Genomic DNA, 24,895 nt, shown 5'->3' on the forward strand with positions numbered 1-24,895 from the left:
CACTTACTCTCGGTAAGATCACCTGAATCAAGCACATTTTCCCTCACAATTTCCGCACTTCCAGCCCGTCTCAATTTCGTTGTCTCATTCCCAGAAACTATCCCATTCCGACTAACCACTAATCAGACAGTGTTCATACTTTGATTGACACCCCCCGGGGCCAGCTTCAATCAATGGCCTTTGAAGGGTGCTTCAAACCAAGACCTGAAACATTCCGCACACCTGGCCCTTCGGCACGGCCCTTGAACTATACCTCTGTAACAGGAGGACGCGGATATGAAAACGAAACATCTCAAAATCGGAATCGCCTTTGTCACCGCTTCGCTCACGTCGGTTCTTTTTAACAACTTCTCTTTCACCCAGTGGCAGCGCCCTGAGGTGCCAGCGATTGAAAGCGTGAACGAGGCTTCACGTGTTTCTCACGCAAAAGAGCTTTTGGGTGGCGGCTATAAAGGCAGTGACGCCCAAAAAATCGAAGGTCAGAAAGCTTTGAATCAGGCCATCCTTGCCAAAGTTCAAACTCACCTGCCAGCCAAATTCAAAGGTCAGGCGCGAGCTATTGCCCGCACAGTGATTTCTGAAAGTGCAAAATACGGTATGGATCCGGTGTTTGTTCTGGCGGTGATCAAAACTGAATCCAAATTCAATCCGTTGGTTGTGGGTCGCCATGGTGAAATCGGCCTGATGCAAATCAAACCGGACACGGCTGAATGGATCGCAAAAAAGTTTGATCTGCCCTTCAACGGCAAAAAGACTTTGCAAAGCCCGTCTGCAAACATAAAGATCGGCATGGCCTACATGAACTATCTGCGTGCCAAGTTCGACAAGAAGGCCATGAAGTATGTCAGTGCCTATAACATGGGTCCGACGAATGTACGCCGTCTGCTGGCTAAAAACGTAAAACCTGCCGAGTACAACTCTCGTGTAATGAAGAACTACAGCGTTCTTTATTCCAACATCAATTCCAAAAACCCGCACACCGTGGCGGCATTGTAAGCTGATCATTTCCCAAAATCTGCGAAACACCTGCGCAACCAAAGACTGCCGTGGCTCTTGAAAGTGCCACGGTTTGTCTCTTCATAGGCATTTCAGACAGTGCAGCTTCTTCAGCTTCAATTAAACGGTTTCTCGCATTGGAACGTTTATAGCAAGGTTTCCTCCCATCAGGAGAAAACCATATGAAAAAGAGTCTGACGGCCCTGGTGGCCCTGTTCCTATTAAGCAGTATTGGTCAAGCAGCCCCTTATTACACTGGCATCGGCTGTAACGAGGAAGGCACGTCCTGCATCGCTGGAAAGCCCTCCAAACGCGTTTTACAGTGGTCCAGCAAAGGCACTGTGGATGAAATGGGTTCCCGTTGTGAGAAATTCTTCGACAACCTGGAACAACGCCAGCGTGTGATTGGCTCCCAGCGTGCCATTGATCTCAAATACAAAAACTTCACCTTCAGCTGGGTTGCGGGCGATCTGGATCAGAATGGCCACGCAAAAATCAGATGCTCCATCGAGCTTCACTCTGAAATCGCAGACGTGAAAATCGTGGGAGAAAAGGTCAAGAGCCTGTTCTGGGTTTGTGAAAATGAAAACAGCGGTGGCATCTGCAAAAACTACGAATCAGACTGTGAAGCTCTTCGCCAGCAGACCCTGAAAGATCCGACAGTTCTGGATGCAACTATCTATCGTGGCGCTTCCCTGCTGCAGGGTAATATCTGCGACGTGGTTGCTGCTCGTTTTAAATAGCCCTGACTGCCTCTTCTCAAATAAAAAAGCCGGAGTATTCCTCCGGCTTTTTTTTATTTCTGCGCACTTTAAGCGGCGTTGCGCCCCCGGGCCCGGGATATTTCGCGGCACTCATTAAGCATCTGTTCGTAATAACTCAAAGTCTGCCGCAGATTCTGCATCACCACCACCTGATCATCCGGCGACAGTGTGGCAATTTTGTTTAAAGCCTCTTCTGTATGCCCTACATCCTCTTCAGCGTGGACCCGAATAAAATGAGCGGCCTTTGGGCCCCAGGCTTTTTCAATGCGTTTGCTCATGTAGTCACCAAAGTGCGCAGCCAGAGCTTCCAGCCCCAGAATGTAGCCAAAGAAGGCCATCGGCGAATGGTGCTCAATGTAATAGTACTGCGTCTGATAAAGCGCGCAGGTGCCGGGCATCTCCGGCCACTCTTCCATTTTACTGCCCAGGGTTTTTAAGTCATTCACCAGTAATTTGTCGTGCCCTTTTTCCTCCGCACAGTGAGCCAGGAAGCGGTTGTGAAACTCGGGCGCACCAAACGGCGTGCGTGCTCCGGCCATGGCCAGCAGGCGCGTGGTGTGGCGGGCGAAATAGAAAGTCTGTGACACCCAGGCGGAATAGGCGTTTTTATCCTCCCAGGGAAAAGCTTCAATTTGCTTTTTGGAGGAATTCAAAAGGGTCATCAGTTCATCGCTAACGTTCTTATTAGGCATTTTTTTACTCTTTTCAGGTTTTAAAAAACCATTAAGCTGCAATTTTAAGATTGTTTTTACGGACTTCACGCAAGCAGGTAACGTGGGATCTTTTTTCAGCCCACAGGTTTTCCACCAGCGCATTGGACTTCGGATCCGGAAGAGGCACAACTTCCCCTTTCGCCGTCATCAGAATTTCACACTCATAGTTCATTTTCATAACACTGCCAAAATAAGCGGTTCCGCTTTTTTCAGCCTTGCGCCGCACATGCAGATCCTTGCGGGCCGTGCCCACCCAACAGTCCCATGGAGAAGCCTCCATCACCTTGCTTCCCAGGGCGATGATGATCTCAGCCCAGTTCACCTCGGCACTGCGCGAACGGTATTCGGGAATCACCGTGAGATATTCCATGCTCATCAGCGTGTTGATGCCGCGACTTTTGAATTTGTCGATGATCGCCTGATCAAAGGCTTTCATATAGTGATGATCACGTAGGGCGTCCGAGCGCAGATCAAAGGCGCTGTACAGATGGAAGCCGAAAACTTTTCCGTTGTCGGTCAGGCAGACGACAATGTCGTTGCGATGAAAATCATCCGGATTCAAAGGTTCGCCGACTTTGCCCAGCACCTCTGAATAGACCCGCCTCCAAACTTCGTAGACGTCGTTGCTTAATTTTACTGTTTCGGGATTTAAATCACGTGGATTGAAAAGGTGATACTGAAACTTACCCATGCACTCTCCTTCCGGCAGAGTGTTTCGGATGTTCCAGGTATGAACTTGATAGTGTTTACTAATTTAAGACGTTTGATTCTGAGAACCTATGACTTGTGTTTCGTGTTTCTCAAAAAATCACGTTTCAAAAAAAATCAGTTGCGGATCATTTCAACTTTTTCAAGAACGATCACAGCGTCAGGGCGCTTGTTTCGGTACACTGGAGCCATTCTGCGGATTTCACAGTTCATGGTCAGACGGTCCACCGACCGCGCCTCGCGCAGCTGATGAACCGGAACATCCGGCACAAATGTACCATCCACTTCACCATTGAATACCAGATTGCAGGCATCAATAATCTTCTGGGTGACGGCTTCTTCCCTTTCAAACAACGACCACCACTCGTAGGTGTTCAGTTCTTCAAGAGTATAAGAACAGCAGTCAAAGAAATTGAAATTGCGGAACAGCTGAACGTGTTCTTTGGAATAGATCTCGATGATATCTTCATTCTGGATATGACTGAACAAATCAGAACTTGGCACCAGCCCCAGACGACGGAACGCCTTCCATGTGAAAGAAAGACTGTCGTTGATTTTGTAGCCTTCTGCCAGCTGGGAATGACACAGCTCCTGATAGAAGCGCACTTGTTCAACTGCGTGTCTTTTCTTGTCCAGTGGTAAACGGGAAAAATACGGAAGACCAGGAACATATGGGCGCACGGTTTTACCTTCTGCTTTCAGCATCAGGGAAATATCCATGGTGATCGTCTTGAACTCTTCGTTCAGAACTTCGTGTTCGTTGTCTCTAACGTAAATCTCTGGGTACATGACATCCTCAACAGGCCCAACAAACATTGTTTGGGATCCTGTGCAGTATCATAGTGAAACGCAGGACTCTTGTCCAATTCAAACAAAAAAAGGCCCCCATTGGGAGCCTTCTTTACCTACTTCTAATAATTCTAAACAGAGACGCGATTAAACGTTCTTATTCAGGAATTCAAGAATAGCGTCTTTCGGGTGGTTGCCAACCAATTGGCCGACTTCGCTCCCGCCTTTGAACAACAACATCGCAGGAATACCGCGGATGCCGTATTTGCCAGGAACGCTTGGATTCTCATCCACGTTCACTTTTACGATTTTTACTTTCGCACCCAACTCCTGTGCAACTTCTTCAAGCTTAGGAGCCAAAGCACGGCAAGGTCCACACCACTCGGCCCAGAAATCTACCAGTACTGGAGTCGAAGAGTTTAGAACTTCTGCATCGAAAGACGTGTCTGTAACTGCTTTAGTAAATGTGCCCATGAATGGCCTCCGTAATATCTACACTCAATGTGATCACGGAAACCTTATCGTCAAGCCCCGTGAGGATCAATTACTTTTTAAAGAGGGCTTTGGTGAACTCTTGGCGCAACTTATCGAGTTCGTTGATGTTTTGACTATCCCAGTCAGCTTCCAGGGCTTTTTGTCGACGACGCGCCTCAACCCGAGTCACGGTGCTATTCGGAGAGACCTTCACATCCTCCACAAGCTTCGCATACTTAGCCATCTTTTCTTGAAGTGCTTTATCAGCGTTTTTCAAGTTCTCCTGAGCACGCGCAACCAGCTGTGCCTGCTCATCTTCTTCATTCCCCAAGCCCGTCCCAGGCAGTGGAACTTCCACTTTTTCGACCTCTGGCGCCCCGCCACCCAAAAGCTCTCGCTCAAAAGCCTTCAGATCCACATCCGGAAAGTCCGACGCCTCTTCCGCTGCTGCGCCGCGCTCTGCATCCGCTGCTGCCATACGATCACCAAAACGGAAGGACGGCTTTTCCCTTTGCTCTTCATCAGTTACAAGCAGGCCTTCAGAGTTTTCATCAATTCTTTCCGAACGCAAAGACTGCTCACCGTTGGCATCAACCTCTTCGGTTGAACCCTTGATATAGATGGCTTCCTCTTCAGGAGAAAACTTGCCACCGCCGGCGACAGTTGTGGATGACTTCTGCGGGCTTTCCACGTGCATGGCCTTATTCAGACGCTCCAGCAGAACAGCCTCATCATGCCCCAGCATGCGACCGATCACCTGAACCAAACGAACCGGAGGCACCGGGGATTCCAACACCATGTCGACGCGGATCTTTATCAAATCCTGCGGGTTGGGCTTGAAGTTTGCCGGAAAAATAAGCACCGACTTCCCCTGCCAGCGGGTCATCTCTTTCAGGCGTTTTCCAACCCCCAGCGAGCTGACTTTACCACCCTTACCGGCGCCCACAACAAGATCCGGATTGAATGCCAGCATCTGCTCGGCCACAGCGTATTCGCTGGACAGACCGATGACATCAAAGCCCACCTTTTTCAAAGTGCCTTCGACAGACATCAAGTCAGCATAATCCTCGTAAACCAAAAGAATCTTGTTCATAGTTCTATTGTCAGATAAGCAGAGTCATGGGTCAATAAGGCTTCTTCTGGACAATGGGCGCGATGACCTTGGGCCCAAGGCGCTCTAGAATAGGTTCAACACACAGAGACCCACGGGCGACCAAAACGGAGACCAGATTTGAGTATTTTTAACGGAAAAAAAGCCGCGCAGTACATTTTCTTTGAGATGCTCCCGAGTTTTATTCTGGGATTGCTGGTGTTCGTCTCCATTATTTTGATGTTCCAGGTACTGCGTTTGACGGAATTCGCCCTGGTGCATGGCGTGGCCATGAAAACCATCGCCGAAATCATCGGTTACGTCATTATCTCCATGCTGCCGATTCTGTTCCCCATGGCTTTGCTGTTCTCAGTTTTATTGACCTATGGACGGCTTAGTCAGGATTCTGAGATCGTCGCCATGAAAGCCTCCGGCCTGCCGATGGGCACGCTGCTGCTGCCCGCCCTGGTTTTGGCTACTTTGGTGGGTGTGATTTCAGCCCAGATGTCCTTCAACATCGCGCCTTGGGGGAACCGCCAGTTCGAGGTGCTTTATTCCCGCCTGGCCAACACCAAAGCCGCCGCGATCATCAAGGAAGGCACTTTTGCTGAAGGCTTCTTTGACATGGTCATTTACGCCAACGAGGTCAACACCGACAAGGGCCTGCTGAAAAAGGTCTTTATCTATGACGAGAAAAACGGCGACGTGCCTTTGACCATCATCGCCAAGGCTGGCGAAATCGTTCCCGATCCCACGCGTCCGGGCCATGAGATCTTGCTACAACTGAATCAGGGTGAAATTCATCGTCAGGCCAAAACCCACACCAAGATCAGCTTTGACACTTACGATGTACGCTTCTCAGAACCCCAGAACATCGAGGAAAAAGCCAAGTCGCCGCCGTCTTTGACTTTGGAAGAAGTCCGCAACCGCCTGAAAGAGGACATCAAAGACAAAGAAGTCCGTCGCACTCTGCAGAGCGAATATCACAAGCGTTGGGCGATTTCGGTTCTGTGTATCGTCTTTGCGATGATCGGCGTGGGCTTGGGAACAACCACCAACCGTCGTGCAGCCAAAGCCGGCGGCATGATTCTATGTATCGGCATCATCATCTTCTATTGGATTTTGTACGTGGCGGCAGAAGGCGCTGCCCGCAGTGGCGCATTGCCAGCGGCACTTGCGATCTGGACACCGAATGTTCTTTTTGCTGCTTTGGGTGTGGAAACTTTAAGAAGGAACTGGAACTAAGATCGGGCCTGAAAAATAGAGCGATGCAGTAGCATCCTTACTACCACGGTCGTCCCTGACCACATCGCCCCTCCCTTACTTCAAATGGTAGGGGCAATACCTTGAGCTTGCAAAAGGTTTTTTTAGAACATTTCATTTTTTTCCCAAGCATTTTGGCCACTTAGCATACCCACTACAGGTAGTGTTGTGATTCGAAAGCCTCTCCTACCCCTGCTGGTGGTGTTTGTTCACCAGCATTTTCTGATTGAAAAAACATGAGCAAGTCTTGAGCATCGCGAACCGCCTGCGCACCGTCCATTAACAAATCCAATGCGCCTTGAAAATGCGGATCCAGCGGGTGCCCCGGAACCACCCACACAGGTCTTCCAATCTGCGCCGCTTGGTGTGCGGTGATCAGCGTTCCGCTGCGACGACGAGCCTCCACCAACAGACTTGCGCGCCCCAAAGCGGCGATCAATCGGTTGCGGTGATGAAACAGATGTTTATGCATCTTTTGGTAATGATCATATTCACTCAAAAAACATCCGCCCTGTTCAATCACAAGGCCCATCCACTCTTTCAAGTTCGCCGGATAAACTTCACCAAGCCCTGAGGGCAAAACAACCACTGTGGGACAAAACTTGCGCAATGCCACACTGTGGGCCTTTTGATCCACTCCACGGGCTCCGCCACTGACAATACATGGACGTTCCTGCTCACAAAAAAGACCCAGTTCTTTTTCCATCCATAACAATGAATCCGCAGCGGGCTCCCGACTGCCCACCACCGCAAGCGTCTTTGCATTCAACCACGCCGGAGAGCCGCGATAGCTCAGGGTCAGCGGCGGATCCGTCATCTGATAACAAAGTTCCGGATACAGAGCCTCGCCATAGACGACAAAGTTCACCCCCTGCATTTTAAGTTGCAGACTTTCTTCGCAGTGCTTTCTGAACAGTTCATGGTTTTTCGACAAGGCCTCGGCCAGATCCGGCCACCGGGGGCGAAGTTCGACCAGCACCTGATCGGCGGCAAGCCTTCCGGCATTGGAAAGCTCACGATAAAGGGCATGAATACCGTCACGTTCAACGGCGTAAAGCGGGTGACTTTTTATTATTTGGGAAATCGAGTAAAGATCGTTCATAAGAAAAAAGGCCCTGCAATTTGCAGAGCCTTTTTAAAAGGGTCTTAAAAATCAAGATCGGAATCATCCAGTCCGCCATCCGGCGCCGGAGCCTCTGCCGGGGTGCTAGGGGCGTCTTCGAATTCCTTTTCGAAATCCTCGTCCGCCTTGGCTGGTGCTTCCACCACCGGAGCTTCACGCATCGCCTGAACCACCGGCTTACCGACATAGTCACCCACCAGGATATTGTCCGAAGCCTTGATCACATAGGCTGTGGCAAAGTTTGGCGACACACGCACAATCTTCACTGAACCCACCACGCGGTCATTCATCACGGCTTCATTTTTCTTATTACGAACGCGCTCGTCCGCAAATACCGCCAGGGTCTGACCTTCCTGCAATCCGGAAGCAGAACCGCCATCCAGGAACACCAAAGTGCTGTTGCCAAAGATATTGCGTTTTTTATCGAACTGCCCGCCCATGATTTTTGCTCCCACTCCTGACACCATGCCTGATGGAGACGGATCAATCATCGGAAGTTTTCCGGGAGTCAGGATCGCACCCACATCGACCGGCTGAATGGCTTTTTTCACAATCGCGCGATAAATGTTTTGCTGATCGTTCACTTTTTCCAGAACTTCAATTTCACCCTGCAGTTCCACCATCTGTCCCTGACGGTCTTTGACCAAAGGATCTTTCACCATGGTCAGATTCTTCTGCGCCACGAAGTCCTTGCCGCCATTGCCATCCAGACGCACGTAAATGTACTGGAACTCACCGGCCGTTTTCATGTCCATTTCAGTTGCGGTCACACGACCCACACCCTGTACCGGCGCATCTGCCAGATAGTATTCCAAAAACTCTGGCGCTGTCGGGAACTGGGTCTTCGGCAATTCGATCTGCAGTTCCAGTTTAGGATCGTTCATCGCACCCATGCGGTAAGATGGCAGACTGTTCGGAAGATTCTTCAACAGCGGTGCGCGTTTTTTCCCACGCGGCAAAGCCACTGTATCGGTCTTCGCACCAGCCTCAGGCTTCACGTCCGTCACCACAGTGCCGTCCGCTTTCCCAGTCGTGTCGGCCGCAGCCAGATCCAGCGTAGGCGCCTCATCTGCGGTGCCCGGGAAGAACTGAATGTTCATCTTCGGGTCGATTTCGTGCGGATTTAAAACCGCGCCATTATTCAAAGACCAAATTTTCGGCCAGAAGTTCGGATCACCGAAGAACGTTGTGGAAATCCCCCACAGCGTGTCCCCTTTCTGCACCTGATAGATTTCCGCCTCGCGGTTGCCAACAGCTTTTTCCCACAGCTCTACAGAAGTGGGTTGTTCGTTATAGTTTTTGTAAATGCGATGGAACTCGGCTTCACGGGCATAATCCGGTTCAGATCCCACAGCACCCGCGGCTGGCGCCGGACTGAAAGTTTCAACTGTCTGAGTCTCCTGGGTGGGAGCTGGAGGAGCGATGTCTTCCATCGTCGGTTCAGGGCTTGCCACTTCCGGAGCAGGTGGTGCCGGTACATCCGCGCCCGGCTCATCCACGTCTTTAAACTCTGGCACGCTTGGTTCAACCACTTCCTGCTGCTGGCTTTCCAGCACATCCAATGGATCCGACTCCCAGGTCGCATCCGGTGGGTTGTCTTGCGCCTGCGCCAGCATTGCCGTCAGGATCAGGGCCATCATTACGGAGAACTTCTTGTTCATCACTCTTTGCATCCTTGCCGTGATTTTTTATTTCAGAATCTTCAACTCAGCATCTGCACGGAACGATTCCGGGCTTCCCGGGTAACGGGAGCGGACTTCCAGCAGGGCTTTGCGTGAAAACTCGGGCAGATTCATTTTTTTGTAGGTCATCGCTTTGGCAAACTTGGCTGCAGCCACTTTATTGCTGCGAGGGTATTGCTTTTCGATTTGCGCAAAGTACTTGATCGCTTCAGCGTAATTGCCGTTATCCACCGCCATGCGGCCCGCGACGAACAAGGCATTGTCGGCGTAAGAGCTTTGCGGATAGCGGGACAGAAGGCTTTGCAAACGGCTCTTAAAGGCGATTTCATCATTGTTCTGATAGGCGCTTACCATTTCAGCATAAAGGCCGATGTCACTTTCTTTCGAAAGGTCTTTCCCGGTCAGCTCTACAAGCAGAGCTTCTTGGCTCAAGTCACGAGAAGAGCTCTTTGCTCCACTGGTTGCAGGTTTGGCGAACGAGGCCAAAGGCAGGCTTAAAAGGACCGTTGCTGCTAATAGTCTAAGTTGCTTCATCTATCGACACCTCTTGATCTTTTACTAGTATGACACGCCTTGAGAAGTGCAAACAAGCAGGAGTTATCCACATAAAATGTTGAGTTATTGTAATACTAGACCTTAGACCTATTTGTTTTCAAGGCTTTCAGCGATTTGCACGGATCTTAAGCAGCATATAACTATATGATATTTCACGATTTAAACGCATTAATGCCCTGTAATTATGCTCCTGAATTTCAGATCTTAAAATCCGCCCCTCGAAGACGCACGGACCCAATAACAGACTATTTTAGAAATCCACTGCGTTATGAAAATTGCTAAGTCATTAGAACCATGATTATTCTTCTAAGCCTTGCCCTTTGCTTAAGCATCGCGGTTCCAGACACTTTGCTGATAAACACAACACATCTGTCACAGAATTTTCAGAAAAAGTGTGTTCATTTTCTGCCAAAGAATTCACTAGAACAGCAATCCTTAGCATCTCTCCTTTGTGGTGAAAAAATCACAGACACTGATTTGCAGAAAAATCTGCAGCGCACATCACTGATTCACATCTTTGTTATTTCCGGATCTCACCTTATTTTGCTTGATGAACTCTTAAGCATCTTAAGAATTCCACTCTTTGTAAGAATCCTTTTTCTGGGCTTTTATTCGCTGATCGTAGGCTGGCAACCACCAGCGGTGCGGGCACTTTTAGCTTTGATCACACGCCATGGTCTAAGGCATTTTCGCCTGCATCTGCCGCCGGATCTGGGCGTGCTGGCGGCAGGCCTGATCACTCTTTCACTTTTCCCTGCATGGTGGGACTCGCTGTCTCTGCTGATGAGCTGGTGCGCCGCCTTGGCCCTGTGCTGGGGCAGCCTGCTGCGAGTGAAGCCGCCGCTGGCTCGCCTGCTGCTTTCCCAAGTCGGAATCTTTGTCTTTATGAGTGCACCTTTATGGGGACTGGGCAGTCTGCATCCTTTGAGTCTGATTTACAATCTGCTGCTGGCCCCGGTTGTCAGCTATGCGCTGCTGCCGCTCGCGTTCTTCGTGACTCTTTTACCGTCCGGCGTTTTCGTATTTGACGCAGTGATGGAATTTTTCCGCCAGACCTTGGCGATTTTATCGGAGCCCATCGTGATGCACAAAACCCGCCCCCCATCTGTGGCCGCACTATGGTGGTGGATCGTGTTTTGGCAGGTGATCATGCATTTCTTGCGTTTGCATTTATGGCAGGGCCGGGATTCACGATGAGTCTGTTTTTCTTTCTGTTGATTCTTTTCAGCGCATCACCCGTGAAGCATGCTTTGAACGGACACTATTATGTCGTGTGGAATGTCGGTCAGGGACAATGGGTCAGCGAGGTTACGGCCTTACGCTGTCGCCACTTTGACATGGGTGGAGAATTCTTTCCGTGGAAGCGCATTCACTTTGCCTGTGCCGAAAAAGAAAACCAGGTATTTTTGTCCCACTGGGACTGGGATCATATCGGGGCACTGTCAAAGACCTTTCAATTAAAACAGCTGCGGGGCCTGTGTCTGGCTTTGCCACCCCTGGGAAAATCATCGCGCTATAAGGAACAACTCCTACGCACCCTCCCCTTGTGTTTACAAACGGATCTGCCGGTATGGACTCCTGCGATTAACAAAGACAGTAATGCCGAAAGCCACATTCTGCGCTCCGGGCCGGTGCTGTTACCCGGAGATTCCCCGAAGTCGCAGGAGCTGCTATGGAAAACACGCGCGTGGGTCAACTCTGCTCAAGTGTTGGTATTGGGTCACCATGGCAGCAAGACAAGCACGTCGCAGGAACTTTTAAATACGCTGCCAAGGTTGCGGCTGAGCATTGCATCGGCAAGATGGCGCCGCTATCGCCATCCTCACCCAACGGTGGTGGCAAGATTGCATCAGAAAAAGATCCCCCTGCTCAAAACTGAAGACTGGGGGAATCTTTGGTTGGAACAACGTATGGCGAAATGATTCCGTCTGTTAATGACCGGAGTGTTCGTCGCCGATCTTTTTACAGATGACTCCACATTTATTGAAGACATTCTTCGCGCGATCCCAGCAGTACTTGTTGATAGGCTGGGTGCCGCGGGGGCATGAAATGCGACTGCCGCCCGAAATAGGTTCAACCACAAAGTCCTCTTGAAGTTCCTGAATCAGGTGCACCTCGTGCATGGCCTGATCATCAGTTTGCTCCTCTGCAAAGGCAGACAGACTGATTGCCACTGTAAATAAAAGAATCCATTTGATCATTGTTCATCCTCCATGGGGTTTGTGCCCAATGAAGAATCTTAGAAATGCTTTTACCGGAATCACCACGGGAAAATGCCCGGGCTGCCACAATGCACGGATTCCGCGCACTTTCCGGGAAATAAAAAAACCCGCATCCTTGCGAGATGCGGGTTTTAAAATTTCAGAAATTTTAAACCTTAGATTTTGTAAGGTTTGTATTCCATGTGAAGGTCGCGTGCTACAGGCTCGTAAACAACGTGGCCACCGTATACGTTCAAACCTTTCAACAATGCAGGGGATTTAGCAACTGCATCTTCCACACCCATCGCTGCGATCATGGAACCGTAGCGCAGAGTCACGTTCGTCAATGCGTAAGTGGATGTTCTTGGAACAACGCCTGGCATGTTTGGAACGCAATAATGGATCACACCGTCAACTTCGTAAGTTGGGTTGGTGTGGGAAGTTGGACGGCAAGTCTCGATACAACCACCCTGGTCAACCGCAACGTCCACAACAACAGAGCCTTTAGCCATGCTGGAGATCATTTCTTTGGAAACCAAAGTCGGAGCTTTGTGACCAGTGATCAGGACGCCACCAACCACCAGGTCAGATTCTTTTACGGAATCTTCGATGTTTTTCGCGTTAGAGAACAAAGTCATGCAACGGCCCTGGAAGATATCATCAAGATATTCCAAACGTGCTGTGTTCACATCAAGGATTGTTACGGAAGCGCCCAAACCGACAGCCATTTTCGCTGCGTTGGTACCCACCACACCACCACCGATGATAGTGACTTTAGCTGGTTTTACACCCGTTACGCCACCCATCAGGATGCCTTTTCCACCGTGGTCTTTTTGCAGGTAGAAAGCACCGATCTGAGTCGCCATACGACCGGCAACTTCAGACATTGGAGTCAACAATGGCAAGGAACCGTTGTCCAACTGGATCGTTTCGTAAGCGATCGCTTTCACTTTGCGTTCACAAAGAACTTTCGTCAGCTTCGCTTCTGCAGCCAAGTGAAGGTAAGTGTAAAGGATCTGATTTTCTCTCATCAGTTCGTATTCGTCTGGAAGAGGTTCTTTAACTTTTTGGATCATGTCCGCTTTTGCGTACACTTCTTTTTTGGTGTCGATGATTTTCGCACCAGCTTTTTCGTACTGTTCGTTAGAGATACCAGAGCCAACGCCCGCATCTTTTTCAACGATCACAGTGTGGCCTTCGCTCACATACTGACGCACGCCCGCTTCGGTCAAACCAACGCGGTTCTCAGAAATCTTAATCTCCTTAGGAACACCGATAATCATGATTTACTCCTGTTATTCCGGTTTTGAAACTCCGCAACTATGCCAGATCGGTAATAAAAAGCAAGCGACCCCAAGAAAGGTGCCTGGTGATTTTTTACACCTACGACGCGTCATTGACGCAGTGTAGATGTAAAAAATCACCAGGCACCTTTTCGGTCGGGATTAGGATGGGGAATGGTTTATTTCGCTATAAAGCCAGCCGGGTTCGTTCAAGGTGCCTTTGGCTTGGATGCCGTCTTCGGGGTGGCCTTCTTCCAAGGGGCTGTAGATAGCGGCGTATCCGGTATTTTCGGTGACGGTGGCGGTCCATGGGGCTTTCCCCAAAAGCTGGCTGACGATCACAAAGACGTTGTTTTCCATAGCGCGGGCTCTGGCGCCCAGGTGCACGCGGTTGCAGTCGATCTGGCTTTCGCTGCGGCTGGGGGCCAGAAGAATTTTGGCGCCCTCAGCAGTCATTGATGCTGCCGGGCCCGGGTACTCAACATCAGTGCTCATGCAAACAGCCATATCACCAAGGCGGGTTTCAAATACATTGAAAGCGTTCCCGCCGCTGACGATCCCCCACAACTCTTCTTCAAGTTTGGTGACGTTCTTTTTATCCTGCACTCCCACCCCACCGCTGGGACCAACAAAGAAACTGCGATTGACGAAAGCCCCGTGCTCGTTTTGGACCGGGATGGACGGAGCCACAATCGCGCACTGGTATTTCCTGGCCAGCTCTTGATAGGTCTCAAGGAATTTGTCTTTCATTTTATCAAGCTCACGAACCTGGGCTTTGGCATCCTGTTGAGTGGCTTCCTTCATCAAAGAAACCAATTCCATGGAGCCGTATTCGGGGAACACCAGCAGGGTCGCTTTGTTTTCAACCGCTTCGCGCACCCAGGATTCCACGGAATGCTGCCAGCCCTCAAAGCTGGAATGTTTTTGCAACAGGTACTGAGCGGCAGCGACACGAATCATGAGGTACTCCTTAAGGGTGAGAGGCCTATTCCTTCCCATATAAACTTCGAAAAAACACGCGAAATCCGCCGATTTTCGTGGCAGCTTTTAGACAACCCGGAAGTTTCTACTGTACAGAATCCTGACAGGGGCGGATTTCCCGGACATCGAGTATTCTCCCCGCTCGGAGAATAATATGAAATTAGCAGTACGTGTTTCCGCTATATTACTGTTGTCCCTGAGCGCACAGGCTCAAAGCAAGGACGCCGCCACCCAGTGGCGCGTTAGTCAGCCTGCGTGGACTGAATATCACGAAGAACAATTCGGTCAATTCGTGGCCCGTCTTGGTGACGCCGTTGAAAAACGTCAGTGCGGCAAGGTCAACACTTGTATGCTTAGCACCGCCAATATGTATTATGGAACCGACCCGTCGGGTTTGAAATACTATTCTGACTGCGCGGATCTTCCTTATTATCTGCGTGGCTATTTCGCCTGGAAGAACGGTCTGCCGTTCTCTGTAACAGCAGAGGTTAAGCCAAGTCCGCTGAACACCGACAAGGTGAAGGACGTTCGTTATTCTTCCCAAGGTAACATGGTCACCAAACGTTATGATGTCCTGACTAAAAACGGGATCTTCAAAAACACCTATCCAAATGCTTTGGAAATCCTGAATGACGTGGTTCCTGGCCTGACGTATTCAGCCACCTTGCGCATGTCCGGCAGCGAAGACGCGGAACTTTACACTGACTTCTATCCGGTGAAGATCGACCGTCAGGGCATCCGTCCGGGCACCGTGATCTATGATCCGAACGGCCACGTGGCTGTGGTGTACAAAGTCACTGATGACGGCCGTGTGTTCTATATCGATGCTCACCCGGACAATTCTTTGACGATGGGTATGTTCACTCCGAAGTTTGTGCGATCAAACCCAAATCAGGGTGCGGGCTTTAAAAAATTCCGCCCTTTGTCGTTGGTTGATGCAAAACAGGATTCCTCTGGCGCTTATGCTGGCGGCAAAATCGTGGCGGCAAATAACTACCAACTGCGTGACTACAGCCTGGAGCAGTTCTATGGAACTCAACCGGACAGTGCCGGCTGGAGCAAAGGCAAGTTCCTGTTCCGCGGTCAGCAAGTCACTTATTACGATTATATCCGCCTAAGCCTGACTGAAGGTGAAGCACACATCGATCCATTGAAAGACATGGCGCAACTGACCGATGATATTTGCGTCAGTCTGAAAGACCGTGTTGCGGCAGTTGATGCAGCAAGAACTTCCGGTGTGGCGGCGAAACCTCACCCAGAACGTCTGCCGGTGAACATCTTCGGTACCGAAGGCGAGTGGGAAAACTATGCGACCCCATCCCGTGATGCCCGTTTGAAAGTGGCGTACATGGATCTGGTGACGTCGACCCGCGCGAACATTGAAAAGTACAAAAAACGTGATCCATCCATCCGCTATAATGGCGGCAACCTGGCTCAGGATCTGTTTAATATCTACGCGCAAAAAGCCCAGGCTTGTCAGTTCTCGTACACCACTACCAGTGGAAAAACTGTGATGATGAATCTGGAAGCCGCAAGACAAAGACTGTTTGCCATGAGCTTTGACCCGTATCACTGTATCGAACTTCGTTGGGGCGCTCGTATCCCGGCAGAACTTGCATCCTGCCAGGATGACGCGAACAAACGTTCTTGGTATGAGCGTGAACAATGGTTGCGTAACCAGTGGGAACGTCGTTATGACGCTCGCATGGACTACAGCTTGAATGAGCTGACAGGCCCAATCCAAGGCGTTGGTATCGCGAATCCGCCGGATGTAGATATCGTTGGTTACTTGAAGTCTCAGAGATAAGTATACTCCCGGGCGGGAGAGCGGGGCTGCGCTGGTCCCGCCGCCCACCGCAGCCCCACTCACCCGATGCGAATTGCGAATCACTTTGTAGAATAAATAATTTCAAAGATGTAACTGCGGATTTACGAATGCCATCGAAAACGGTAAAACACCGTCATGATTTTGGCTTTAGTGACAGCACTTCAACTTCAATGCGGCATTCAACAAGCAGGCGAGCAATCGCTGAGCTACGGGACTGTCATCTATGTCACCGCAGAAAATCCGGCACCAAAACTAGCTTACTTTGAACTGACCGGCAACGATTTCACTAGCCATCCCTACTGTGAATTCATTCAAGAAAAAATGACCAGCGGCGAAACCTTCACGATCAAGCTCGACAAATCCGGCAAAAAGATCCAAGGCCTCAAATAAAAAAGGGCTGGCGACGCCAACCCTTTTCTATTCATTTTCACTAATTTAACTAGAAAGTACGACTAGTCGAAGTTCCGCAGCGATTGTAGCCGCTGATCGTCAGCGACTTCGAAGCCCAATCAGATGGCCATGCTGGCGTGTTCAGGCAATCCACCGAAGTGCCGCCGAAGCTGCACTCCAGGGAACCTACACCGGCACCGTTATCAAAGACGATAAGGGCATCAGCTGCGGACTTGCTTGGATCGTAAATGAATGTCGGCACGTAGCTTCCGCGAGTGTCGCAGATCTCGGTCGCCATGTCGGATGAATAGTGCGAACCATACGCGGAAGAATCCACTCTGATACCCAGACCCGTCGTATCGGCGTAAGAGTAATCAGAGATTTTCAAAATATACAGACGCATGTTCTTGGCCGAATTATAAGATGCCTTCACCGTCAACGACACATAGATATAGCCGTCGATTTCTGTGAACAGACCATAATAAGAAGCCAGCGCATAATCATCCCCTGGCACCATCCAGATATAGTCGGCAGCACTTCCCATATAAGAAGGCTTTTGCAGTTTCAGCGTGATCGCCTGACCTGGAACCAGAACAACCGGCGTTCCAGAGTTTGGATAACTCAAAATCCCGGAGCTGTCGGTACTGTTGGAATTGTTATTGTCACTGGATGCAGAGCCAGAAGAGCTCGGCGCGCAGTTTTGGAAACTAAGGGTACAAACGACAAGGACAGCAAACACAAAGGCACTGCCCCAGATTTTCTTTTGATTCTGCATACATTCCCCCACCAGAAGCACAGTATTGCCACTTTACCATTATACTGATCGGCAAATGTTGAGAAAAAATGGAATCAGTCTGATTCGTCTCAGACTGGGACATTTCTTACATGCAGCCGAAAGCTCTTTCCAGTAAATTCAGACCAGGAACCATTGAAGCAAGGTACTTGTGATTCTTGAGAACGTACTCTGCCTGCTCTTCCGGCGACCCTGAACAGAATCTGACGAATGAATCCAGGAAGGCCCCGGAATCAGCATCAAAGATGGCGTAGGAACTCTTCCCGGTATCTGGATTTTCAAAATAGACCACCAGATACTTCCCCTCTCGCTCGACGCCGTTAACTTTAGAAACAGGAATAGACTGCGCTGCCAAAGACGCAACCAAATCGTTCTCAACAACAAGGCCTTGAGTGATAACATCCACGGACTCAATCACGCGACTCGCCTCTGCAACATTGTTGTTAACAAAATAAATTTTCTTCTGATTCTCATTAACACTGCTTAAAATACTGTATCCGGTGATATCACTGACAATTGTCTGACACAAACCATCAACATCACAGGCTTTAAACTCTTGAGGCTGACCGAACACCCATGGCGAGTGAAAATAAATTCTTTCTCCGGCTATCCCCAGATAGTTGTCGCTGGAAAAGCTCAAGTTTGAAAGGCCCGAACCTGCGCGGTAAGCTTTTAAAGTTCCGTTGTCGTCCAGAATGAGAGCTCCGCCCATCACACCTTGAATATTAAACCAATTTGTCCCCACAAAAGTGCGAGTTAACGACAGCCCAGAACTGGCAAGATCGAGTGCCAAAAGATTTTGCTCCTGATTGGACGACTGGAATGAGGTGAACATCAACACTGACGGAAGTCTCTTGCTTGCGCCGCCGACCGAAGCTCGCTCGATTGCCGCCAGATCCGACGAAGAAATCGAGATCTTTTTGTAACCGTCATCCAAATAGATATACAGATCCACAAGTGTGGTGTCCGTGTCATCGGCCTTGGCAACCTTACGAACCTCAATAAAATCCAAAGCACTGCCCACAGAGCTTACTCTGCGTATTTCATGGCGATAGGTTCCGTCGTCGACATATCCAAGTTTTGCCAGCAAAGGTGTCGTTACCTTGTCTGACCTCGATATCTGATAGGAAACAACTTTATAATCACTGTCTACACAGTGCAGGTTGATTGAGGACTTTTGGGGAAAAAGATCGCAATTTTCCAATCCGACCGGGAGATCCACGAAATGCTGAACCTTCTCTGCTGTGGAGGACACCGTCCATAAAGCCTTGGCGGCCCACGATGACGGCGAAGACGAGTTCTTCACCACCACTACAAAACCAGCACCTGCCAAATATGGATCAGCTGCAAAGGTGTCCGTGTAACCAGCGATACTGGTAACGAAACTGAATTGTGATTTGTCGGAACTGACGTACAGCTCAGAAATCTCGGCATTGTCCGCTTTAGCCCTGAAGTCCACGGAAAGAATCTGATCGGAACCGGTTTCTGGTGCAAGACTTCCTATTTCGTGACCGTCCTGGAAAGCCAAGTCCATTGTGCAGGCGGAAAGCAGGATTGAGCTCATGAAAAGTGCCAAAACATTCAGTTTCATGCTGAAATATATCGGCACTTTTTGCGGAATCCCCAGCTCCATCCAGCGAGGATTCCTTCTACGCGAGTGTTAATTGTGTTCGCTCGATTTAAACAGACAGTAGTAACGCCTCAGACTGGGACAGTCCAGCCGGTATAACGGCGAACTTCGTCGGAAATATCCGCACCCAGTTCAACGTGACGATAGCTGGTCGGAGAATCCCAGATCTTGCGCACCAGCTTGTTCATGACATCATGGCCGGCCTTGTAAAGAACCACATGGCCCATCAATGGCATTTCCAACGTGACCAGATCCCCCAGCGCATCCAGCAGCTTGTGACGAACGAATTCATCCGCCCAGCGCAAACCTTCCGGGTTCACCACGTTTTCGCCATCAAGGACGATGCAGTTATCAAGACTGCCACCTTTGGCAAGACCGCGGGACTTCAATGCCTCCACATCCTTCATGAAACCAAAGGTGCGGGCATTGGCCACATCACGCCCGAAGGACTGTTCGTTGATATCCAGATCGATGGTTTGTTTTCCGATGGTGGGATTTGGAAAATCAATAGTCACCGTCAATCGCAGTCCATGATACGGAACCACGTAAGCATGCTTTTCACCTTCACTGAAATAGATCGGCTCGGTGATATAGCAATATTTGCGGGGCTGATCTTGCTCTACGATTCCAACGGCCAACAAAGCCTCCAGGAAAACACGGGCACTGCCGTCACCGATAGGAATCTCAGGACCATCCAGTTCGATGAAAAGATTGTCGATGCGCAAGGCAGACAAGGCTGAAACACAGTGCTCGATCGTCGCCACAGAAAACGCCGGGCCGCCAATGGTGGTCTGATGGGATGTTGCCTGCACGTTGCGGGCTGTGACTTTCAAAGAAGGACTGCCAGGCAGATCCGTGCGAATGAAGTAAACCCCCGTGTCAGCCGGAGCCGGGCGGAAGGTCAATGTACAAGGATCGCCGGAATGAATCCCGATCCCCTGAACCACAGTCTTTTTACGAATAGTTTTTTGCAAGAACATCTTGCTTTCAATTTAGCCTAACTAAGAGCCCTTCGCAATGCGGATTTGCCCGACCACGTCGCCACGCCAGTTTGTGACAGGAGACATGGTGAATTTGGAAAGCGCCTTGAATTCACTTTCATTCAAACCCCCCAACTGCAGCAAAAGCATCGCCGTGGCAGCCTGAGCCGCCCGCCCCGCCCCGTCTGCGGCTTTCACCGCGAACGCCACCTTCTTTTCCGGCAGCACACCACAGAAAACACCTTCAGCCCCGCCCTTGATCACGGCACGACCTTGTGACTTTTCGATCACAGCTGTGGCGAAATTGTCACTGCCGGAAATATAGAACGGATGAGACCGGACCGCGTGCAAAATACGCTCTGCCGCGACTTTGCGCGCTGGCGCCTCTTTGGGGTTGATAAAAGTCGACATCCCGATAGCCATGTTTTGCAGCGGAACGCCGTAAGTCGGGATACCACAACCATCCACTCCATAGGGAACCTTCGAGTGATCAATGCGCATGGTTTCGCTTAAAACCTTGCGCAGTCTTTTCTGCGCATTGTGCTCGTACTTTTCATAGCCCGTCGGGTCCTCGCCCAGGTGCAGACAGGTCGAAATAATTGCCGAGTGCTTCCCCGCACAGTTGTTACAGAGCACGGTGGGCTTTTGACTTTTACGAATCATCTCGTGAGCACTGGCTTCGTCGTATGGCAGATGCGGACCACAGACATACTGGGTTTCTTTCAAGGCTGCCTTTTCCATCCACTGCGAAAGCGCCGCCAGGTGATCTTTTTCACCGCGATGAGAGGCACAGGCCAATGCAATGTGTTTGGCTTCAAGATTGAATTTATCCGCAGCGCCGGACTCTATCAGCGGCAACGCCTGCAGCATCTTGATTGCACTGCGAGGCATGGTCAGATACTGCGGGTGACCCCAGTACTGGACAAGATTGCCAACTTCGTTCACGACAACGGACATCACCTGATGCTGACTTTCCACCACGGAACCTCGCAACACCTCAATGATCAAAGGCTGTTTTGATGCCATATCTTTTTCTCCAAACAAGCAGCTCAGGATTCTCAAAACAACACGATTCCGACAGAGAATTCTGCAAAAATATCGCCCAAACATCGCAGGCGAACCGCTGATAAGTCTATCAGGATGCTGGGGACCCCAACATAAAAACCTGCAACAGACTCAAAATACGACAAACAACAAAGCCGGCGTGATGCCGGCCTCGAATAGTAATCACGTTTTAAGGATATCCCTGCACTCTGATTTCTACAGTCCCCAGACCGTGCGCGGGAATGGGAAGCGATCTGCGGTTCCAACAACACCTTTGTTATTGTCACCCATGCACTTCATTTCACCCGTTTCCAGAACGAAACAGGTGCTGTCACTGCCCGCAGAGACAGCACGAACACCTTCCGCAACCACGGTTGCGGGGCCGGATGAATAACATTTATCAACCGTCGTCCCTATTCCAAGTTGTCCCTTCGGGTTCTGCCCCCAGCAAACCAAGCGGCGCTCGTCACCCACGATCGCGCACATATGGGAACGCCCCACAGAGACTTTCTTAACATCCGTCAGCAATGTTGTGGGAGTGTCGCTGTTCGTCCCCATACAAGCCAAGCCACTCCCCCAGCACTTCAAGTCTCCGTTTTTCATGACGGCACAAGAGCCCGGACTGGTTTCATGTCCCCCCATAGAGACGGAGTCAACCCCGGACAACAACGGCGTCGCTGGTATCGTTGTTCTATCAATAGTGTCACCCAATCCCAGTTGCTTTTGGGTGTTATCCCCCCAACAGAACAAATCATCATTGGTTGCGATATAACAGGCTGCCTGGTAAGACGTTTCAACATCCCGAACTCCGGACGACAACACCAGATTTGGAAGAGTATTGATGCTGGCACTGCCCGGCTTGCTCTGGCCGCTGTTGTTGTCGCCCCAGCAATTCAGACCGCCGGTCGTCAACAGCGCACACCCGCCGTCATCATTCAATGCCACCTTGCTGACATCTTTACCAATCACAATCTTTGGAGTTTTAAAGCTTGTGAAGGCAGGACTGACACCCAAACTCAAGTTTGCGGAGTTATATCCCCAGCATCTCAGCTCCCCATAGGTTGAAACTGAACAACTGCGCTCTCGCCCTGTGGCGATCTGTCGCTGATTGCGCGACAAGGCTTGAGTCGGAACCAAGCGAGGCAACAACGTTCGATCACCCACTTGCCCCACCGAGTTCTGCCCCCAGCAAAGAACTTCGCCCGAAGACATCAAAGAACAGGCCGAATAGTAGTTTTCATGGAACACATTGCTGACTGAAACTGATTCAACGCCCGTTGGAATGACCGTCACAGGCAGTGTTTTATTCACTGGCAACGGCGAGGCCATCCAACATTGAACCGAAGAATCCAGCATCAATACACACCGTGGATCCAGACCATCCGTTGGGCCATATCTATTCGACATTCTCAGCAGGTTTTTAACTCCGCCACTGATCAATTGTACTGGTGCCGACGCTGCCACAATCGGATTGCCGCCTGGGATTCGGCCACCAGAGCCCCACGTCCATACACTGCCGTCATTTTTCAAAGCTATGATCGACTCTTGCGATGTCATCATATCTTTGTATTCGGAACTCATCTCCACCGGAACAGTTGAACCTGCCCCGCTGGTTCCTGGGGTCAACTGACCGTTACTGCCATTGCCCCAACAATAGTTTTTGCGCACTGTCGGCGCACCTTCATCTTTTTGCACACAGATGTTGTCATTGAAAAGGTCATAGGAAACGATATTGGTTGCCAAGGGCGTCGCGGGCACAGTGGACGTGCTTCCTGAAGAGTACCAGGTCGATCTGTTACCCCAGCAGAAAAGATTTCTTTGCGACGGAGTTACGGAATCCAACTTAACCGCACACAAGGTGTTTCCGGTAACAGCCGCGATAAGACGCATTTCCTCCACCTGCCCTGTGACAAGCTGTGGAGCGGCCAGAGTGCGCGAAGCATTGGTCGATCCAGTACCAAAAATACCGGAATAGTCATCGCCCCAACACATCAGGTCTTTATTGGTTTTCAGGTAACATAGCACATTCGAGCTGACCGCCACCTGAGTGACTCCGGAATTCACATATTTCGTTGGCTGCAGCACTTTGCCACCGACGGATCCCGGCAGGGCACTGGCATTATCCCGTCCCCAACACCACATCTCGCCTGAAGTGTTCGCGGCGCAGACGGTGTAGCCTCCCACCTCAAAATGCGCCACATTCTGCATAACAGGTGTGGCGGATGGTTCATTCGTGTTGACCACAGTCCCATTGCCAAGCTGGCCATAGTCGTTGGTACCGAAACATTTCAGGTCGTTGTTGTCATACAGTGCACAGGCAAAACCCACGCCCTGCTTGAACGACACAACCTTCGGCGCCACAACAGCGGAATCATCATCCCGGATCAACACCTCATGCACCGAGAGCATCCCCCCGTTTCCGAGGGAGTTTTTCGCCAGAATCAGACGAATCCTCTTTTCAGGCTCTGCTACAGCATCATCAAGAATGGTCAGCGGAATATATTTAGTCGTTTCACCAACGGCAAAATTGACTTCTTTGGATGTCAGGGTGAAGTCCTCTGCACCTGCGTCACCCATGACCGCGATTGTCACTTTAAAGGCGATCGGAGCGGGAGCACTCAGCACCACCGGAATGTTCAAAGTGCCCGCATCTTCATTCACAATCTGACTGCTGGATACAAAGGATGCCGTCAAAGCCGACGTGTAAGTCAGAATCCCCGTCGTGTCTTTGACTGGCAGATCTGTCACCGCCACTTCATTGGCGGGATTGGTGACAGTGGCGCCATTCAGTTCAATAGCCGCAGGCATTTCAATACCGTCCGTATCATCATCACCGACAACAACCTCATATCGGAAAAGCAATTCCGAAGGGGATACCTTAGTCACATAGTTGGCGATACGATTATTACTGCCAATGCGAATGGTGATGCGCGGATTTCCAGTCACGGTCACTGGCTGATCGTATTTTACAATGACTTCCAAACTGGTGCCATCCAGGTACACGTCAGTGTCCGGGGTGCTCAGTCTTTTCACCTCAGGGATGGTGCGGATCAATACCGGCGTACTCTGCGACAAAGACTCTGCCGCCCCTGGAGCTGGCAGTGTCAGCAGATTGGCGACTTCATCAGCGGTGCCTGTGACATCCTCTGCGGGCTCAATAGAGCCGCCGTTTAAGTTGATTGCCTGCGTGCCCGTGTAATCCAACGTCAGAGCCGAATCCCCGGCAACCACTGCGTATTCAAATACCAGCATACTCGTGCCGGAACCGGAGGCATATGTCGCCAGACGCTTCGTCGCTCCGGTTTCAAGTTCAATCGTGGGATTGCCAGTCACATTGACCGGACCACTGAAGTGCACCTGGATAGGAACAATCCCCGCCGTGGTATAGCGAGGCAAGGCAAGCGTAGAAACCGAAGAAGCTCCGGTGGTGTCGGCATCGACTTTCAAAATTTTCGGATATTGCAAAGGAGCCGGCCCCGGCAAAGACGGATTCAAAATCGATCCGACCTTACCGAACATTTCAGCACTCAGATTTCCGCAACCGGCAACCGCCCACATCAGAAAAACTGACGTGAAAATACGGATGACATTCTGATAGCTCATCAACG

The 24,895-nt window shown here is 50.4% G+C and carries 23 protein-coding genes; 7 read left to right on the plus strand and 16 right to left on the minus strand.

Annotated elements, in window-relative coordinates; genetic code table 11:
- The first annotated feature begins 276 nt into the window (after positions 1-276).
- The gene (locus ACNQKP_RS09625; RefSeq protein WP_417864427.1) at positions 277-996 is read left to right on the plus strand and encodes a lytic transglycosylase domain-containing protein; all 720 of its coding nucleotides are present in this window, start codon (positions 277-279) and stop codon (positions 994-996) included.
- Between the two features lie 182 nt (positions 997-1,178).
- Positions 1,179-1,739, plus strand: a complete 561-nt coding sequence (locus tag ACNQKP_RS09630) for a hypothetical protein (protein WP_417864429.1) — start codon at positions 1,179-1,181, stop codon at positions 1,737-1,739.
- A gap of 68 nt (positions 1,740-1,807) precedes the next feature.
- Here the strand turns inward: ACNQKP_RS09630 and ACNQKP_RS09635 are convergent, their stop codons facing one another.
- The 5 genes from ACNQKP_RS09635 to ACNQKP_RS09655 form a co-directional block, all read right to left on the minus strand.
- Positions 1,808-2,452 (minus strand): iron-containing redox enzyme family protein, encoded by a 645-nt coding sequence (locus ACNQKP_RS09635; RefSeq protein WP_417864431.1) that lies wholly within the window; start codon positions 2,450-2,452, stop codon positions 1,808-1,810.
- Positions 2,453-2,483: 31 nt separating this feature from the next.
- Entirely contained in the window at positions 2,484-3,164 is a 681-nt protein-coding gene (locus ACNQKP_RS09640; RefSeq protein WP_417864432.1) for a hypothetical protein, read from the minus strand.
- A 134-nt stretch (positions 3,165-3,298) separates the two neighbouring features.
- On the minus strand, positions 3,299-3,970 hold the full coding sequence (locus ACNQKP_RS09645; RefSeq protein ID WP_417864434.1) for a hypothetical protein: 672 nt from the start codon (positions 3,968-3,970) through the stop codon (positions 3,299-3,301).
- Positions 3,971-4,117: 147 nt separating this feature from the next.
- Positions 4,118-4,444: a thioredoxin gene (gene trxA / locus ACNQKP_RS09650; RefSeq protein ID WP_011164878.1), complete on the minus strand. Its 327-nt coding sequence runs from the start codon at positions 4,442-4,444 to the stop codon at positions 4,118-4,120.
- Positions 4,445-4,514: 70 nt separating this feature from the next.
- Entirely contained in the window at positions 4,515-5,537 is a 1,023-nt protein-coding gene (locus ACNQKP_RS09655) for a hypothetical protein (protein ID WP_417864436.1), read from the minus strand.
- Between the two features lie 138 nt (positions 5,538-5,675).
- Here ACNQKP_RS09655 and lptF point away from each other — a divergent pair, with 138 nt between their 5' ends.
- Positions 5,676-6,779, plus strand: coding sequence for an LPS export ABC transporter permease LptF (gene lptF / locus ACNQKP_RS09660; protein ID WP_088564870.1), 1,104 nt, complete (start codon positions 5,676-5,678; stop codon positions 6,777-6,779).
- 172 nt (positions 6,780-6,951) lie between these two features.
- Here lptF and ACNQKP_RS09665 read toward each other — a convergent pair whose 3' ends face one another.
- Genes ACNQKP_RS09665 through ACNQKP_RS09675 form a run of 3 tightly spaced genes read right to left on the minus strand, consistent with a single transcriptional unit; the run spans position 6,952 to position 10,136 of the window.
- A complete protein-coding gene (locus ACNQKP_RS09665; RefSeq protein ID WP_417864438.1) occupies positions 6,952-7,899 on the minus strand; it encodes a DNA-processing protein DprA in 948 nt (315 codons plus the stop codon).
- A gap of 44 nt (positions 7,900-7,943) precedes the next feature.
- Positions 7,944-9,581: a LysM peptidoglycan-binding domain-containing protein gene (locus tag ACNQKP_RS09670; protein ID WP_417864439.1), complete on the minus strand. Its 1,638-nt coding sequence runs from the start codon at positions 9,579-9,581 to the stop codon at positions 7,944-7,946.
- Between the two features lie 27 nt (positions 9,582-9,608).
- Complete coding sequence (locus ACNQKP_RS09675; protein WP_417864441.1) at positions 9,609-10,136, minus strand: tetratricopeptide repeat protein; 528 nt, start codon at positions 10,134-10,136, stop codon at positions 9,609-9,611.
- A 315-nt stretch (positions 10,137-10,451) separates the two neighbouring features.
- Here ACNQKP_RS09675 and ACNQKP_RS09680 point away from each other — a divergent pair, with 315 nt between their 5' ends.
- Positions 10,452-11,354 carry a ComEC/Rec2 family competence protein gene (locus ACNQKP_RS09680; RefSeq protein WP_417864442.1) on the plus strand — a complete coding sequence of 301 codons (903 nt, stop codon included), beginning with the start codon at positions 10,452-10,454 and terminating at the stop codon, positions 11,352-11,354.
- A complete protein-coding gene (locus ACNQKP_RS09685) occupies positions 11,351-12,079 on the plus strand; it encodes a ComEC/Rec2 family competence protein (RefSeq protein ID WP_417864444.1) in 729 nt (242 codons plus the stop codon). Before ACNQKP_RS09680 ends, ACNQKP_RS09685 begins: the two co-directional genes overlap by 4 nt.
- Positions 12,080-12,088: 9 nt before the next feature.
- Here the strand turns inward: ACNQKP_RS09685 and ACNQKP_RS09690 are convergent, their stop codons facing one another.
- The 3 genes from ACNQKP_RS09690 to ACNQKP_RS09700 all read right to left on the minus strand — a co-directional run bounded on the left by ACNQKP_RS09690 (position 12,089) and on the right by ACNQKP_RS09700 (position 14,601).
- Positions 12,089-12,358, minus strand: a complete 270-nt coding sequence (locus ACNQKP_RS09690) for a hypothetical protein (protein WP_417864446.1) — start codon at positions 12,356-12,358, stop codon at positions 12,089-12,091.
- A gap of 176 nt (positions 12,359-12,534) precedes the next feature.
- Complete coding sequence (gene ald / locus ACNQKP_RS09695; RefSeq protein ID WP_417864447.1) at positions 12,535-13,641, minus strand: alanine dehydrogenase; 1,107 nt, start codon at positions 13,639-13,641, stop codon at positions 12,535-12,537.
- A gap of 162 nt (positions 13,642-13,803) precedes the next feature.
- Positions 13,804-14,601 (minus strand): nitrilase-related carbon-nitrogen hydrolase, encoded by a 798-nt coding sequence (locus ACNQKP_RS09700; RefSeq protein ID WP_417864449.1) that lies wholly within the window; start codon positions 14,599-14,601, stop codon positions 13,804-13,806.
- A 175-nt stretch (positions 14,602-14,776) separates the two neighbouring features.
- On the opposite strand from ACNQKP_RS09700, the gene ACNQKP_RS09705 reads away from it, so the two are divergent.
- Together ACNQKP_RS09705 and ACNQKP_RS09710 are read left to right on the plus strand one after the other, a co-directional pair.
- A complete protein-coding gene (locus ACNQKP_RS09705; protein WP_417864450.1) occupies positions 14,777-16,429 on the plus strand; it encodes a hypothetical protein in 1,653 nt (550 codons plus the stop codon).
- A gap of 156 nt (positions 16,430-16,585) precedes the next feature.
- Positions 16,586-16,840, plus strand: coding sequence for a hypothetical protein (locus tag ACNQKP_RS09710; RefSeq protein WP_417864452.1), 255 nt, complete (start codon positions 16,586-16,588; stop codon positions 16,838-16,840).
- 49 nt (positions 16,841-16,889) lie between these two features.
- Here the strand turns inward: ACNQKP_RS09710 and ACNQKP_RS09715 are convergent, their stop codons facing one another.
- The 5 genes from ACNQKP_RS09715 to ACNQKP_RS09735 all read right to left on the minus strand — a co-directional run bounded on the left by ACNQKP_RS09715 (position 16,890) and on the right by ACNQKP_RS09735 (position 24,890).
- Positions 16,890-17,615 carry a hypothetical protein gene (locus tag ACNQKP_RS09715; protein ID WP_417864453.1) on the minus strand — a complete coding sequence of 242 codons (726 nt, stop codon included), beginning with the start codon at positions 17,613-17,615 and terminating at the stop codon, positions 16,890-16,892.
- Positions 17,616-17,721: 106 nt separating this feature from the next.
- Positions 17,722-19,224, minus strand: coding sequence for a hypothetical protein (locus tag ACNQKP_RS09720; RefSeq protein ID WP_417864454.1), 1,503 nt, complete (start codon positions 19,222-19,224; stop codon positions 17,722-17,724).
- 110 nt (positions 19,225-19,334) lie between these two features.
- Positions 19,335-20,243 carry a UDP-3-O-acyl-N-acetylglucosamine deacetylase gene (lpxC, locus tag ACNQKP_RS09725; protein WP_417864456.1) on the minus strand — a complete coding sequence of 303 codons (909 nt, stop codon included), beginning with the start codon at positions 20,241-20,243 and terminating at the stop codon, positions 19,335-19,337.
- Positions 20,244-20,264: 21 nt separating this feature from the next.
- Entirely contained in the window at positions 20,265-21,269 is a 1,005-nt protein-coding gene (locus tag ACNQKP_RS09730; protein ID WP_417864458.1) for an asparaginase, read from the minus strand.
- A 234-nt stretch (positions 21,270-21,503) separates the two neighbouring features.
- Positions 21,504-24,890 (minus strand): Calx-beta domain-containing protein, encoded by a 3,387-nt coding sequence (locus ACNQKP_RS09735; protein ID WP_417864459.1) that lies wholly within the window; start codon positions 24,888-24,890, stop codon positions 21,504-21,506.
- Positions 24,891-24,895 lie beyond the last annotated feature (5 nt).

Origin of the sequence: Bdellovibrio bacteriovorus, from assembly GCF_048286975.1 — a bacterium.
Lineage (GTDB): Bacteria > Bdellovibrionota > Bdellovibrionia > Bdellovibrionales > Bdellovibrionaceae > Bdellovibrio > Bdellovibrio bacteriovorus_H.